At 70.8% G+C, this 12,979-nt stretch carries 11 protein-coding genes; 7 read left to right on the top strand and 4 right to left on the bottom strand.

Annotated features, from left to right (window positions below; all coding sequences use genetic code 11):
- The first annotated feature begins 51 nt into the window (after nucleotides 1-51).
- Together FB471_RS26965 and FB471_RS26960 are read left to right on the top strand one after the other, a co-directional pair.
- Nucleotides 52-2,412 carry a Tex family protein gene (locus tag FB471_RS26965; RefSeq protein WP_142001116.1) on the top strand — a complete coding sequence of 787 codons (2,361 nt, stop codon included), beginning with the start codon at nucleotides 52-54 and terminating at the stop codon, nucleotides 2,410-2,412.
- Between the two features lie 156 nt (nucleotides 2,413-2,568).
- Nucleotides 2,569-3,030 carry a GreA/GreB family elongation factor gene (locus FB471_RS26960; protein WP_142001115.1) on the top strand — a complete coding sequence of 154 codons (462 nt, stop codon included), beginning with the start codon at nucleotides 2,569-2,571 and terminating at the stop codon, nucleotides 3,028-3,030.
- Nucleotides 3,031-3,062: 32 nt separating this feature from the next.
- Here FB471_RS26960 and FB471_RS26955 read toward each other — a convergent pair whose 3' ends face one another.
- Nucleotides 3,063-3,959: an AurF N-oxygenase family protein gene (locus FB471_RS26955; RefSeq protein ID WP_142001114.1), complete on the bottom strand. Its 897-nt coding sequence runs from the start codon at nucleotides 3,957-3,959 to the stop codon at nucleotides 3,063-3,065.
- A 213-nt stretch (nucleotides 3,960-4,172) separates the two neighbouring features.
- Between FB471_RS26955 and FB471_RS26950 the strand changes: the two genes are divergently transcribed.
- On the top strand, nucleotides 4,173-5,588 hold the full coding sequence (locus FB471_RS26950) for a choice-of-anchor A family protein (protein ID WP_211358154.1): 1,416 nt from the start codon (nucleotides 4,173-4,175) through the stop codon (nucleotides 5,586-5,588).
- A gap of 124 nt (nucleotides 5,589-5,712) precedes the next feature.
- On the opposite strand, the gene FB471_RS26945 is transcribed toward FB471_RS26950, so the two are convergent.
- Nucleotides 5,713-6,207, bottom strand: a complete 495-nt coding sequence (locus FB471_RS26945) for a PadR family transcriptional regulator (RefSeq protein WP_246076612.1) — start codon at nucleotides 6,205-6,207, stop codon at nucleotides 5,713-5,715.
- A 12-nt stretch (nucleotides 6,208-6,219) separates the two neighbouring features.
- Entirely contained in the window at nucleotides 6,220-6,993 is a 774-nt protein-coding gene (locus FB471_RS26940; protein WP_142001112.1) for a TetR/AcrR family transcriptional regulator, read from the bottom strand.
- A 238-nt stretch (nucleotides 6,994-7,231) separates the two neighbouring features.
- Between FB471_RS26940 and FB471_RS26935 the strand changes: the two genes are divergently transcribed.
- The 3 genes from FB471_RS26935 (at nucleotide 7,232) to FB471_RS26925 (ending at nucleotide 12,011) form a co-directional block, all read left to right on the top strand.
- Complete coding sequence (locus FB471_RS26935; RefSeq protein WP_170220948.1) at nucleotides 7,232-10,132, top strand: AfsR/SARP family transcriptional regulator; 2,901 nt, start codon at nucleotides 7,232-7,234, stop codon at nucleotides 10,130-10,132.
- Nucleotides 10,133-10,418: 286 nt separating this feature from the next.
- Nucleotides 10,419-11,306 carry a universal stress protein gene (locus FB471_RS26930; protein WP_246076611.1) on the top strand — a complete coding sequence of 296 codons (888 nt, stop codon included), beginning with the start codon at nucleotides 10,419-10,421 and terminating at the stop codon, nucleotides 11,304-11,306.
- 48 nt (nucleotides 11,307-11,354) lie between these two features.
- Nucleotides 11,355-12,011 (top strand): superoxide dismutase family protein, encoded by a 657-nt coding sequence (locus FB471_RS26925; protein ID WP_246076610.1) that lies wholly within the window; start codon nucleotides 11,355-11,357, stop codon nucleotides 12,009-12,011.
- A 37-nt stretch (nucleotides 12,012-12,048) separates the two neighbouring features.
- Here FB471_RS26925 and FB471_RS26920 read toward each other — a convergent pair whose 3' ends face one another.
- On the bottom strand, nucleotides 12,049-12,318 hold the full coding sequence (locus FB471_RS26920) for a DUF3040 domain-containing protein (RefSeq protein WP_142001110.1): 270 nt from the start codon (nucleotides 12,316-12,318) through the stop codon (nucleotides 12,049-12,051).
- Nucleotides 12,319-12,576: 258 nt separating this feature from the next.
- Here FB471_RS26920 and FB471_RS26915 point away from each other — a divergent pair, with 258 nt between their 5' ends.
- Nucleotides 12,577-12,969, top strand: a complete 393-nt coding sequence (locus FB471_RS26915; RefSeq protein ID WP_142001109.1) for a hypothetical protein — start codon at nucleotides 12,577-12,579, stop codon at nucleotides 12,967-12,969.
- Nucleotides 12,970-12,979 lie beyond the last annotated feature (10 nt).

Below are 12,979 nucleotides of genomic sequence, written 5' to 3'. Positions count from 1 at the left end.
GTTTGGCCATGCACAATGCGGGCGGACGTCAGCGAGAGAACGGGTCGGAACGTGGCGGTGTCGATACATCACAAGATCGCCGAGGAACTGGCTGTCGGCGAGCGGCAGGTGCGGGCCGCGGTGGAGTTGCTGGACGGCGGGTCGACCGTGCCGTTCATCGCGCGCTACCGCAAGGAGGTCACCGGCACCCTGGACGACACCCAGCTGCGCACGCTCGAGGAGCGGCTGAACTACCTGCGTGAGCTGGAGGACCGGCGGAACACGATCCTCGACTCGATCCGCGAGCAGGGCAAGCTGGACACCGAGCTCGAGGCCCGGATCATGGCCGCCGAGACCAAGGCCCGGCTGGAGGACATCTACCTACCGTACAAGCCGAAGCGCAGGACCAAGGCACAGATCGCGCGGGAGGCGGGGCTGGAACCGCTGGCGGACGGGCTGCTCGGCGACCCGGGCACCGACCCGCAGGCCGCCGCGGCCGTGTTCGTGGACGCCGAGAAGGGCGTCGCCGACGCCGCGGCGGCGCTGGAGGGCGCACGGGCGATCCTGGTCGAGCGGTTCGCCGAGGACGCCGACCTGATCGGCGAGCTGCGCGAGAAGATGTGGGTCCAGGGCAGGCTCGCCACCAAGGTTCGCGAGGGCAAGGAGACCGAGGGAGCGAAGTTCGCCGACTACTTCGACTTCGCCCAGCCCTGCACCGAGCTGCCCTCGCACCGGGTGCTGGCCATGTTCCGCGGGGAGAAGGAGGAGGTCCTCGACCTCACCGTGGAGCCGGGTGGCGAGCGGGAAGCCGGACCGACCGAGTACGAGGTGGACATCGCGGCGCGGTTCGGCATCGCCGACCGGGGGCGCCCGGCGGACAAGTGGCTGAACGACACCGTGCGCTGGGCCTGGCGCACCAAGATCCAGCTGCATCTCGGCATCGACCTGCGGATGCGGCTGCGGCAGGCGGCCGAGGACGAAGCCGTGCGGGTGTTCGCGGCCAACCTGCGCGACCTGCTGCTCGCCGCGCCGGCGGGTACCCGGCCGACGATGGGGTTGGACCCCGGTTACCGCACCGGGGTGAAGGTGGCGGTGATCGACGACACCGGCAAGGTGGTGGCCACCGACACGATCTACCCGCACAAACCGCAGGCACGCTGGGACGAGGCGCTGGTCGCACTGGAGAAGCTGGCCAGGGAGCACAAGGTCGAGCTGATCGCGATCGGTAACGGCACCGCGTCGAGGGAGACCGACAAGCTGGCCGGTGACCTGGTCAAGCTGCGCCCCGAGCTGAAGCTGACCAAGATGATGGTGTCCGAGGCGGGTGCCTCGGTGTACTCGGCCTCGGCCTACGCCGCGCAGGAACTGCCGAGCCTGGACGTGTCCCTGCGCGGGGCGGTCTCCATCGCCCGCAGGCTACAGGACCCGCTCGCCGAGCTGGTGAAGATCGACCCGAAGTCCATCGGTGTCGGCCAGTACCAGCACGACGTGGCCGAGTTCAAGCTCTCCCGCTCGCTCGACGCGGTGGTCGAGGACTGCGTGAACGCGGTCGGGGTGGACGTGAACACCGCCTCCGCCCCGCTGCTGACCAGGGTGTCCGGCATCGGCTCCGGGCTCGCCGAGAACATCGTGCTGCACCGGGACACGCATGGCCCGTTCCGTTCCCGGACCACGCTGAAGGAGGTGGCGCGGCTCGGCCCGAAGGCATTCGAGCAGTGCGCGGGCTTCCTGCGGATCTCCGACGGCGAGGACCCGCTGGACTACTCCAGCGTGCACCCGGAGGCGTACCCGGTGGTCCGCCGGATCGTGGACGCCGCGGGCACCGACACGCGGTCGCTGATCGGCAACTCCGGGGTGCTGCGTGGGTTGTCCGCCGAGCGCTTCGTGGACGACACCTTCGGGCTGCCGACCGTCACCGACATCCTGAAGGAGCTGGAGAAACCCGGCCGCGACCCCCGGCCCGCCTTCCAGACCGCCACCTTCGCCGAGGGGGTGGAGAAGGTCACCGACCTCCAGCCGGGTATGCGACTGGAGGGTGTGGTCACCAACGTGGCCGCGTTCGGGGCGTTCGTGGACGTCGGGGTGCACCAGGACGGCCTGGTGCACGTGTCGGCGATGTCCAAGAACTTCGTCAAGGATCCGCGCGAGGTGGTGAAACCGGGCGATGTGGTGCGTGTCAAGGTGCTCGAGGTGGACGTCGAGCGCAAGCGCATCTCGCTGACCCTGCGGCTGGACGACGAGGTCGGTGGCAAGGCGGCCAGGTCCGGTGAACGAGCGGAACGCAACCGGGGCGGCGGGCAGCAGGGCCAGCGTCGTGGCCAGCAGCAACGCCGGGACCGCGGCTCAGGCGGACGGGGCGGGCAGGGCGATGCCGGTGGCGGCGCGCTCGCCGACGCACTACGCCGTGCGGGTTACCGAGGAGACCGAAAGTAGCCCGACCAGGCCAGCCGGACGACCTGCGCAGATCAGCTACTTTCGGTCGGGTCGGTATCTACCGGCACAGTACGGAACAGCTGACCAGCCGGATACGGCGGTTACGCAAGATCACGTTGTGCTGCCGTCTCCCGGTTCCCCGTGGACAATGTCCGCATGACGTCCACAGGTGGGTTGAGCCCGACGGCACGCGCGCGGCTGGAAGAGGAACTGGCTCAGTTGCGCGAACAGCGCAACGCGGCCGCACCGCGACTGAGCGAGGAATCAGTCGGCGACAGCGCTGACCAGGCCGACATGCTGGAACGCGCGGAGGCCGCCGCGTGGATGGACCGCCGGATCAACGAGATCGTCGACATGCTCAGCGGCGCGAGCCGGGAGGAACACGCGATCCCGCCGGGCACCACGGTCACGCTGCGCTTCGACGACGGTGACGAGGACACCCTGCGGATCGTGGCCATCGCGGAGGACGTCGACGACGACTCCGCCTCGGTGCTCACCCTGGACAGCCCATTGGGCCGGGCGATCGTGGACCACCAGGCCGGGGACACCATCACCTACCGGACGCCGCAGGGTGAGGCGACCGCCGAGATCGTGGAGCTGAAGCCGCCGCAGGCCTGAACGAAGGCGGCCAGAGGTCACCGCGCCAGAGGTCACAGCAGGTGGCAGCGGCGCCACAGCCGCTCGCCCGCCCCGCCGATCAACCCCTGCTCGCGCAGGAACGGCACCACCTTCTCGCCCATCCAGGCGCGGGTCGCGTGGAAGTGCGGATTGGCGGCGGCCGTCGCCCTGCCCTCGGCGGGGGCGATCCCGACGCTGGCGTAGACCTGGGGGTCGACGAGGCATTCAACCACCGCGTAGGACACCACCGCGGTGCGCCAGCGGTGCAGCCGCAACCCGGCCTTGCTCAGCTTCGGCATGCCGCGGACGATCTCCTCGCGGGCATAACGCACGTGCCGCGCCTCCTCGATGACATGGATCCGGTTCACCGCCCTGATCAGCGGCTGGATACCGGCGTCGTCCATCATCGAGCGCTGCAGCCGGTCGGTGGTCTCCTCGGCGACCAGCACGCAGGCGAACATCGAAGGCCCGCTCGCGGTGGCCTTGAACACCCTGGCGAGGTTGTGCACCAGCCGTGGCACGCCGTAGCGGGGCACCCCGAGCCGCTCGGCCGTCCGGGCGAACATCACCGAATGCCGGGTCTCGTCGCCGATCTCGGTGAGCGCGTACTGCGCGTGCTCACTGCGCGGGTCCAGGTCGTAGGCGTAGCGGGTGAGCATCTGCATGAGGATGATCTCGAACCACAGCCCCACGCTCATGATGCTGGCGATCTCGTGCTTGGACAGCTCGATCCGCTGCCGCTCGGACAGCCGGTCCCACAGGGCCGTGCCGTAGAGCGACGTCCGCTCCAGCGGCATGTACGGCTTGTCCTCGACCAGCGCGGCTGCCCAGTCCACATCCAGGTCGGGGTCGTAGGAGTTACGCGCCGAGGAGGTGAGCAACCGTGCCGCGGTGGTGTTGCGATCACCGGCCTGCCCGGTCCGAGCCATGGTCGACCTCCGCCCATCCGTGGTACCTGACTTACTCGCTAGTAGATAGCGTACTAGTTGCTCCTACCCCATCGGGGGATTTCCCTGTTCCCACCGCGCGCGGCCGGCGCCGCTCGATGACGATCACGGCTGAACTGCCCACAGCGAGTCATCGAGGTAGCCATGCGTGGCAGACGCGGTCTCATCGCTCTTTCGGCCGGTTCCGTGCTGGCCATGACGGCGGCACTCGTGGTGCTCGGCGCGGGTGCACGGCCGGGTAGCGCGGCGACCCTGCCCGGTGGGCTCGGTCCGTGCGTGCCCGGCGACTGCCCCGACCCCTATCCCTCGGTCAACAACGGCTCCTACGCGGGCCGCGACAACGGCATCAACCTCTTCGTCGGCGGCGACTTCCGGGTCGGTGGGCGCGCCGCGGAAGCCGAGGGCAGGGTGGTCGTACTCGGTGACTTCACGCTGGCCAAGGACGCGGGTGGGTCGGCGGTCTACAACGTGGGCATCGCGGGCGTCGGCTCCCGGGTGCCGCCGCCGGACGGCGCGGACTTCCTGACCACCGGCGGGAACGTCACCGTGGCCGAGGGCCAGCGGTTACTCGCCGACGGCGGTGTCGTCCGGCATGCCGGTACGGCCGAGGGCACCATCACCGGCACGGTGGTCGCCGACCCGGAGGCCGCTACGCCCTATACCGACCTGCGGGGCCAGTTGCGGCAGGCCAGCCAGTGCTACGCGCGGACCGAGGAGGGGCCGCGCCCGGCGACCGGGACCGCGGTGAACCAGGGTCACCAGACCCTGTTCACCGGTGACGGGACCTCCGCGCTACAGGTGTTCAATGTGGACTTCGACATCGCGAACGCCGGCGGTGGACAGCAGGGGATCGCGTTCGCGGGTATTCCCGATGGCGCCACCGTGCTGGTGAACATGCTGGGCGCGAACCGGACGATCAGCACCTACAGCGGCGACCTCGACGACGCGGATCCGGTGAACGCCCTGCGCGAGCGGCTACTGTGGAACTTCCCCGACGCCACCACGGCGAGCATCGCGGGCACGGCGCAGTTCCAGGGCAGCGTGCTGGTCGGCAACCCGGACAGCGACACCACGGTGACCGCGCCCGGCGTGAACGGGCGGTTCTTCAGCACCGGATCGCTCACCCACGCCTCGGCGGCCAGTGGCGGCGGCGGGCAGGAGTTCCACGCCTACCCCTTCGACGGTGACCTGCCGGACTGCGTGGGCCAACCGGAACCCACCACGGAAACCACCACAACCACCGAGACGACCACCACCGAGACCACAACCACCGCACCCACAACCACCGAGACGACCACCACCGAGACCACAACCACCGCACCCACAACCACCGAGACGACCACCACTGGGACGACGACCACCGAATCCACCACCACGGTCACCGGCGAACCGACGGAACCGACAGAGCCGACGGGGCCGACAGAACCCACCGGGCCGACCGAATCGACCAGTGCGGTCGCTCCCCCGGTCACCATCACCTCGCGGCCCTCGACCGGGCTGGCCGATACGGGTGCCTCGATCGGCCCCGCCGTCGCCGCGGGCCTGCTCCTGCTCGCGCTCGGCCTCGGCCTGTTCGCCGCCAGCAGGCTCAGCTCCAACCGCCGCAGGTGAGCCGGAGCGGGGTGGAACGGCGGCCGTGCCGCTCAGGAGTCCGGGAGCGGCCAGGTACCCGGCATACCGAACCCGGCTGGATCCTTGTCCGCCATCACATAGGCGCCGCCGCGCAGCCGGTCGATCAGGCCGCGCGTCCACTCGGCGGCGCTGCTCGCGGTATGCACCCAGAGGTCGAACAGCTCCCCCACGTGTCCGGGATCGGGCCAGGTCGCGGCCTGCTCGATGATCTCGGCCCGGCCGGGCTCCAGTTGTTCACCCGCTGCCGCGGCAGCTCGATCGCCTCCGCGCGGGGCAACGCGGGCAACAGGGCGAGCCCGGCCATCCACAGATCCGGCCGATGCTCGAACCGGCGCAACGCCCTCCTGAGCAGGTGGAAGAACTCGACCGCGCCCTGCTCGGTGAACTCGTAGTCGACCCGGCCGGTCGGGTCGCCCAGCTCGGTCGCGGTGAGCAGGCCTTCCTTGGTCAACTGCCGGAGTGCGTGGTAGACCGAGCCCCACTTGATGTCGGCCCATTCCTCGGCTCCCCAGGAGACCAGCTCGCCCCGCACGGCGTACCCATGCGCTGTCCCGAATCCGCGAACCGCGCCGAGCACCGGTAACCGCGTCGCCGACATCCGCAGCAGCGCCTACGTTCCACCGGCGGCGCGTTCCCGGACGAACATCTCGATCCCGTCGAGCACCCTGCGCAGGCCGAACTCGAAGGCGTGCTCCGGATCATGCGCCGCGCCGTACTCCTCCCCCGCCGCGGCGCCCACCCGGGCCCCGACCGGGAAGTGGGCCGGGTCCATCACCCGGTTGAGGAAGGGTGCGTGCGCATGCCACCACTGCTCGTCGGTCATCCCGGAACGCTGCCGTACCTGCACCGCCTCCACCGCACCGCGGACGGCGCCGTGCACGAAGCCGTTGACCAGGGTGACCACCGAGTCCATCTCCAGGTCGGACAGGCCGATCCCGTCCACCGCGCGCAGCTCGTGCTCGTACTTCGCGCTGAACTGGGGGCCGAGCAGCGGGCGGCTCGTCGCGACCTGCAGCATCCACGGATGCCGGTGGTAGAGCGCGCGGTTCGCCCTGGCCGCCGCCTCCAGCCTGGCCCGCCAGCCCTCACCCGGCCGTTCGGTGCGGTCCAGCTCGCCGTAGACGGTGTCCAGCATGACGTCCAGCAGCTCGGCCTTGCCCGGCACGTAGGTGTAGAGCGACATGGTGCCCACCCCGAGGTGGTCGGCCACCCTGCGCATGGACAGCGTGGCCAGTCCGTCGGTATCCGCGAGGTGGATGGCCGCACGCACGATCCGGTCCACGCTCAGCTCGGGCTTGCCCTTGCGGCTGACCCGCTCCTGGGTACGCCACAGCAACGCCAGGCTCCGTGCCGGATCACCGGCTCCGCTGTACTCGATCGTCATCGTGCGGACATCCTACGAGCGCGCCACCGGTCTCGCCCGCACCGGCACAGCCGGACAACGTGAATCGAATTCAACATTGCCCCCGGGGGACATCCACGCCAATTATCACCCGTATAGCCGCCAACCCTGGCAATTGTTGGCGGGCGGACATACGATCCGGATGATCGGACTCCTGCCGTTACGGGCGGTACATGTGTCTGCGATTGCTTTTCGTGTTCTGGGGCCACTGGAAGTCGACGTGGCCGGCCGTGCCCTGCCGCTGGGTGGTCCGAAGCCGCGAATGCTGCTGGCCACGCTCCTGCTACAGGCAGGCACTCCGGTCTCGACCGATCTGCTGGTCGAGGTGCTGTGGCCGGGACGGGCGCCGCGCTCGGCCGCGGCCAACATCCGTACCTACGTGCACTCGCTGCGCAGGCGGCTGGCCGAGGGAGGGGGTGCGGCGACCGACCGGATCGAGAGTCGCTCCGCGGGGTACCTCCTTACCGCGGAACCCGAGGAGATCGACCTCCTGCGGTTCGAGAACCAGGTGGCCACGGCCCGGCAGGCGCTGGCCGAGCAGGACCCGCGGACCGCGCTCGACCTGCTGGATCGCGCCGACCGGCTGTGGCGGGGCGACCCGCTGGATGATCTCACGCACAGCCATGTCTGGGGTTCCACCCTGGCCAGGGTCGGCGAGTTGCGGCTGTCGGCGAACGAGCAGCGCCTGCGGATCAAGACCGAACTCGGTTGGCACGACGACGTGGTCGCCGAGCTGCGCGGGCTGCTGACCGAGCATCCGCTGCGGGAGCAGTTCTGGCAGCAACTCGTGCTCGCCCTCGGCGCGGCCGGCCGGCACGCCGAGGCACTGCAGGCCTACGAGCAGGCCGAGCAGACCCTGTTCGAGGAACTGGGCACCACACCGGGACCGCAGCTACGCGCGGCAGGGCAACGGCTGCTCGATGCTCCCCGGCCCGTCGAGCAACCGGAGTCGGTCTGCCAGCTTCCGCTGGATCTGCCCGACTTCACCGGCCGCACGGAGCTCCGTGCCGACCTACTGCGGCTGGTCCGCGAGCGCGCCGGCAGGCAGCTGCCGACCGTCGCCGTGCTCACCGGCCCACCGGGAGTCGGCAAGTCGGCACTGGCGGTCCGGATCGCGCACGCGGTCCGCGCCCGGTTCCCGGACGGCCAGCTACACGTCGACCTGGCCGGCACCGCGCGCTCCCCGCGTTCGCCGCTGGACGTGTTACCCGAGCTGCTGCACGCCCTCGGCGTGCGGGACGCGAACATGCCGGCGAACCTGGCCGAACGATCCGCGCTGCTGCGCTCCCGGCTCTCCGGCAAGCGGATGTGCATCGTGCTGGACGACGCGGGCAGCTCGGCCCAGGTGCGACCGTTACTGCCCGGCGCGGGCGGCTGCGCGGTACTGGTCACCAGCCGGCTGCGCCTTCCCGACCTGGAAGGCGCCCACCCGACCGAGGTGGAGGTGCTGCCCGAAACGGAGGCGAACGAGTTGCTCTCCGGCCTCGTCGGCGCGCGCAGGCTCGCGGCAGAGCCGGAGGCCACGGCGGACATCCTGCGGTTCTGCGACTACCTTCCGCTGGCGATCCGGGTGGCCGGGGCGCGGCTGCGCCACCGGTCCCGCTGGCCGCTACGCACCCTGGCCGATCGGCTACGCGACGAGCACGGCCGGCTGGACGAGCTGCGGGTCGGTGATCTCGCCGTGCGGGCCAGCGTCACGCTGAGCTACGACCTGCTCCCCGAGCAGGCCGCGCGGGCGTTCCGCCTGCTCGGCCTGCTCGGCCCGGCTCCGTTCCCCGGCTGGGTGGTGGCGGCCCTGCTGGACCGGGAAGGGGCCGAGGACGTGCTGGATGCGCTGGTGGACGCCCACCTGGTCGAGCCGGTCGGCCCGGATGCCGCCGGACGGCCCCGGTACCGGCTGCACGACCTGCTGCGCTGCTACGCCGCCGGGCGGGCCGCGGAGGGCAGCGGGGACCACAACGGGGGCCACGCGGACGCCGAGGACCACGCGGGGCGGCGGGACGCCGTGCAACGGGTGTTGACCGGATACCTCACCCTGGCACTGCATGCCGCGGAGGCGATGCCGATCCATTTCTTCGGGGTGTTCTCCACGGGCGAGGACACCCGGGGCTGGCGCCCCGCGGCGCCCGCCGGCCTGGTCGCCGACCCGGCCACCTGGTTCGAGGCCGAGCGGCGCGCGGGCGTCGCGGCGGTGGAACTGGCCGCGGAGTGGGAGTTGAACGAGCTGGCCTGGCGCCTGGCCGCCGCGTTCACGCCGTATTTCGACCTGCGTGGTCACCACGAGGACTGGCACCACACGCACGTCATCGCGCTGGCAGCCGCGCGGCGCGCCGGCAGCCCGCGCGGACGCGCCATCATGCTGCGCAACCTCGGCCAGATCCACCTGTACCGGGACGCCTACGCCGACGCGCTGGACGCGTTCGAGCAGTCGTACCGGCTCTTCCTGTGGGCGGGATACGACCGCGGCGCGGCCATCGCGCTCTCCGGGATCGGAACCGTACTGCGGATCCGCGGGGAGAACACGCTGGCGCTGGAACGCTCGCGGCAGGCGCTGGCGCTGTGCGCCCGCGCCGGGGACCGGCACAGCGAGGCCGCGATCCGGCTGGCGATCGGCACGGTGTGGCTGGCGAAGCAGCACTACCCGCGAGCGAGGGAGTGGTTCCTCGGCGCCTACGAGCTGTCCGCGGAGATCGGCGACCGGCACCGGGAAGCGCATGCGCTGAACCGGTTGGGCCTGCTGCAGCAGCGGCAGGGCAACCTCGCCGCGGCCAGGGAGCACGTCGACCGGGCGATCGCGATCTTCGACGAGCTCGGGGACGACCACTGTGTCGGGTACGCCAACCAGCACCTCGGCGAGCTGTGCCTGTACAGCGGGGACCTCGCGCATGCGCGGCTGCTGCTGGTCAACTCGCTGAGCGCGCACCGGCGCAACGGCGACCGCCGTTCGGAGGCCGAGATCTCCGAGCTGCTCGGCAGGTTGCACGAGGCACTCGGCCAGTCCGACCGGTCCCGCCCGCATTACGACCGCGCGCTGCGGATCTGGCGGGAGCTCGCCGCGGACGGCGGAACGCGATCGCACGCCGAGCGGCGGCCCGCCCGCACCGTACCCACCTCCGCGTGAGCCCACCCCGGTGGGCACGAGCCCGGCCCGGCGGGGGCGGCACCCGCCGGGCCGAACCCCCAGTGGGTGCGGAGTCTCGCAGGTTTCCGCCCATGCCGCGACGACATATTTGCCGTGAACACCGGTATCGCCGTCGCCGAACCGTCCGCTGTGGACAATGGGAGGTGAACCGGATGCCGCCGCGGGACGTACCAGGATTGTCCGGCAGCGCTCCGAGGTGTAGGTACCGGCCGGAACGGGCATCCCGGGAGCCGAGCGAGACAGCGTCCGAAAGGAGGGCAGTGCGGTGTCGGCTACCGAGCGGACCGTCCTCGCGGGTTTCGACGGTTCGGCTGGCGCCCGCCGGGCCGTCTCCTGGGCAGCGCGGGAGGCAGGTGATCGCGGCGGGCGGCTGATGATCGCGCAGGCGTTCAACTGGCAACCACCGGCGACGACCTTCCGGTGGGTACCGGCGGAACCACTTGCCGAGGAACCGATCCGCCGGGCGACCGCGGGCGCGCTGGACGCGCTGGCAGGCGACATCCGGCAGCAGGTACCGGATGTCGAGGTGGGCACGACCTTCCGGGACGGTCCGGCCGCGCCGACGCTCGCGGAGCTGGGCGAGGAACTGGACGCGGAGCTGCTGGTGCTCGGCGCCTGCGGGCTCAGCGCGATCCCGCGTACGCTGCTCGGTTCCACCGCGGCCGAGGTGGCACACGCGGTCACTCGGCCGGTCGTGGTGGTACGGGGCGAGGAACGCCTCGGCGACCAGCCGGTGGTCGTCGGGGTGGACGGCTCGCCGACCAGCGAGCGGGCGATCGGGTTCGCCTTCGAGTTCGCCGCCCGGCACGGCTGCCCGATCACCGCCGTGCACGCCTGGTCCGATCTGCCGCTGGCGGTGCACGACACGGGCAGGGTGCGCGCGCTCGAGCCGGACGAGTTGCGGTCGATGGCGGAGGAATACCTGGGCGGCTGGCAGCACCGGTACCCGGAGGTCAAGGTGGACTGGGAGCTCGTCGCCGACCGGCCCGCCCGCACCCTGCTGGAACACGCCGAGGACGCGAGACTGCTCGCGGTCGGCAGCCACGGCCGGGGCACGGTCCGGCGCGCACTGCTCGGCTCGGTCAGCCATGCGGTGTTGCACCACGCGAACTGCCCGGTCGCGGTCCTCCGCGGCGGGGAGAACCCGGCGTGACGGGTTGGTCACTGATTGAACGATCGGAAGGGCGGGAATACTGACCTCATGACAATGGCACGACACACGCATGCTCGGCTACGCCTCGTGGCCGCGGTCGCGGCCGCCGGCCTGATGGCCGCCGCCTGTGGGGGAGATGACCCCGAGTCCATCGGGTCCGCCGGCGGCGAGACCACCGCCCCGAACACCACCGGGACCACCGAGAACCAGGACCAACCGGGGCTGGAACGCAGTGGCAGGCTGGCACCGCCGAAGTCGGCCGACGCTGCCTACACCTACAACCAGCAGCTGGCCCCGGCCGGGGCCGAACTCACCGTCGATGCCGAGAAGCTGGATCAGGCCACCAGGGTCACCTTCGAGGTGAACGGCCTGCTGCCGAACCGCGGCTACGCCGTCCACGTGCACACCGACCCCTGCGGGCCGAACGGCGAGGCTGCCGGGCCGCACTTCCAGAAGAACCAGAACCCGGACAGCGGCACGCACGACCCCGCTTACGCGAATCCGGACAACGAGATCTGGCTGGACCTGCGCACCGGCGAGGAGGGCGAAGGCGAAACCACCGCCGAGGTGCCGTTCACCTTCGCCGAGCGGGTTCCCGCCTCGGTGGTGGTGCACGCGCAGGAGTCCACCGCGACCGCCCCCGGCGAGGCGGGCAAGGCCGGCGACCGTATCGCCTGCCTCACCGTCCCCTTCGACACCCTGTGACGGTTCCGGGCGGATCGTGGGCGTTCGGACGGCCCGCTCACGATCCGCCCGGCTGGTCGAGGCCGAGCAGGTGCGTGCAGGCCGTGACACCGGCCACGATGGCGCCGAGGAACACCAGCGGGAAGATCATGCTGACCAGACCGAACACGACCAGGAAGCCGGCCAGCAGGTACACGGCGGTCCGCACCATCCTGCCGTAGCGTCGCGGCGGCGCCCCTTCCTGCAACGCCTTGGCGAGTTCGGGGTCGGACTCCTCGAACCACTGCTCGATCTTCCTCAACTGCTGCCGATCGTGCTGGCTGAACATCGTCCGCTCCAGTAGTCCGCAGAGGTCGCTCCGTCTGCCACGCGAAACCCGTTGGCAAGAATAATGCTCGGGTATACCCGGGAGCCACCCAGGCGAAACCGGAAGAAGAAGGAGCGCGCGGCACCGGCCACGGCGACGGCAGCTCCGAGACCGACCCCGAGTTTGGCTTTATTTCAGGTCGCGGGCAATTCCCGTTCCCCCTTCACGCAAGGCTTGGCGGGTAAGAAAATCGGTGCCGAACCCGACGGCGGAGGCATTATGTCGAGACTGCGCAGGTTCCCACTCGTCGCCAGCGGCGCCGCCATGGCGACCGCGCTCACCGTGGCCGCCGCCCCACCAGCCGCCGCGGACAGCTCCCGGTGCACCAGCGACAGCGCCTGCGCGGGGAAGGTGACCTTCCAGTCCTACGGCGAGGTGTTCAAGGTCTACGACCAGCGGGGAGACGGCCATTCGGCGGTGCTGCTGTACTGGCTGCCGGACGGTTCCGGCCCGCACCACGTGTGGAACCACAGCGGCAACGGCAGCGTGGTGACGGCGAACCTGGAGTTCCCGGAAGGCGACTGGGTGACCTACCGGGCCTGCCTCGGCGAGTTCGGGCAGCGGCAGATCCTGGAATCCACCTGTGGCAGCCCGACCACCGACTACGCGTAGAGGGGCTTCC

The sequence above is a fragment of the Amycolatopsis cihanbeyliensis genome, from assembly GCF_006715045.1.
Classification (GTDB): Bacteria; Actinomycetota; Actinomycetes; order Mycobacteriales; family Pseudonocardiaceae; genus Amycolatopsis; species Amycolatopsis cihanbeyliensis.
Note: the sequence above shows the minus strand (reverse complement) of the source record. Positions and strands in the feature narration are given on the sequence as shown.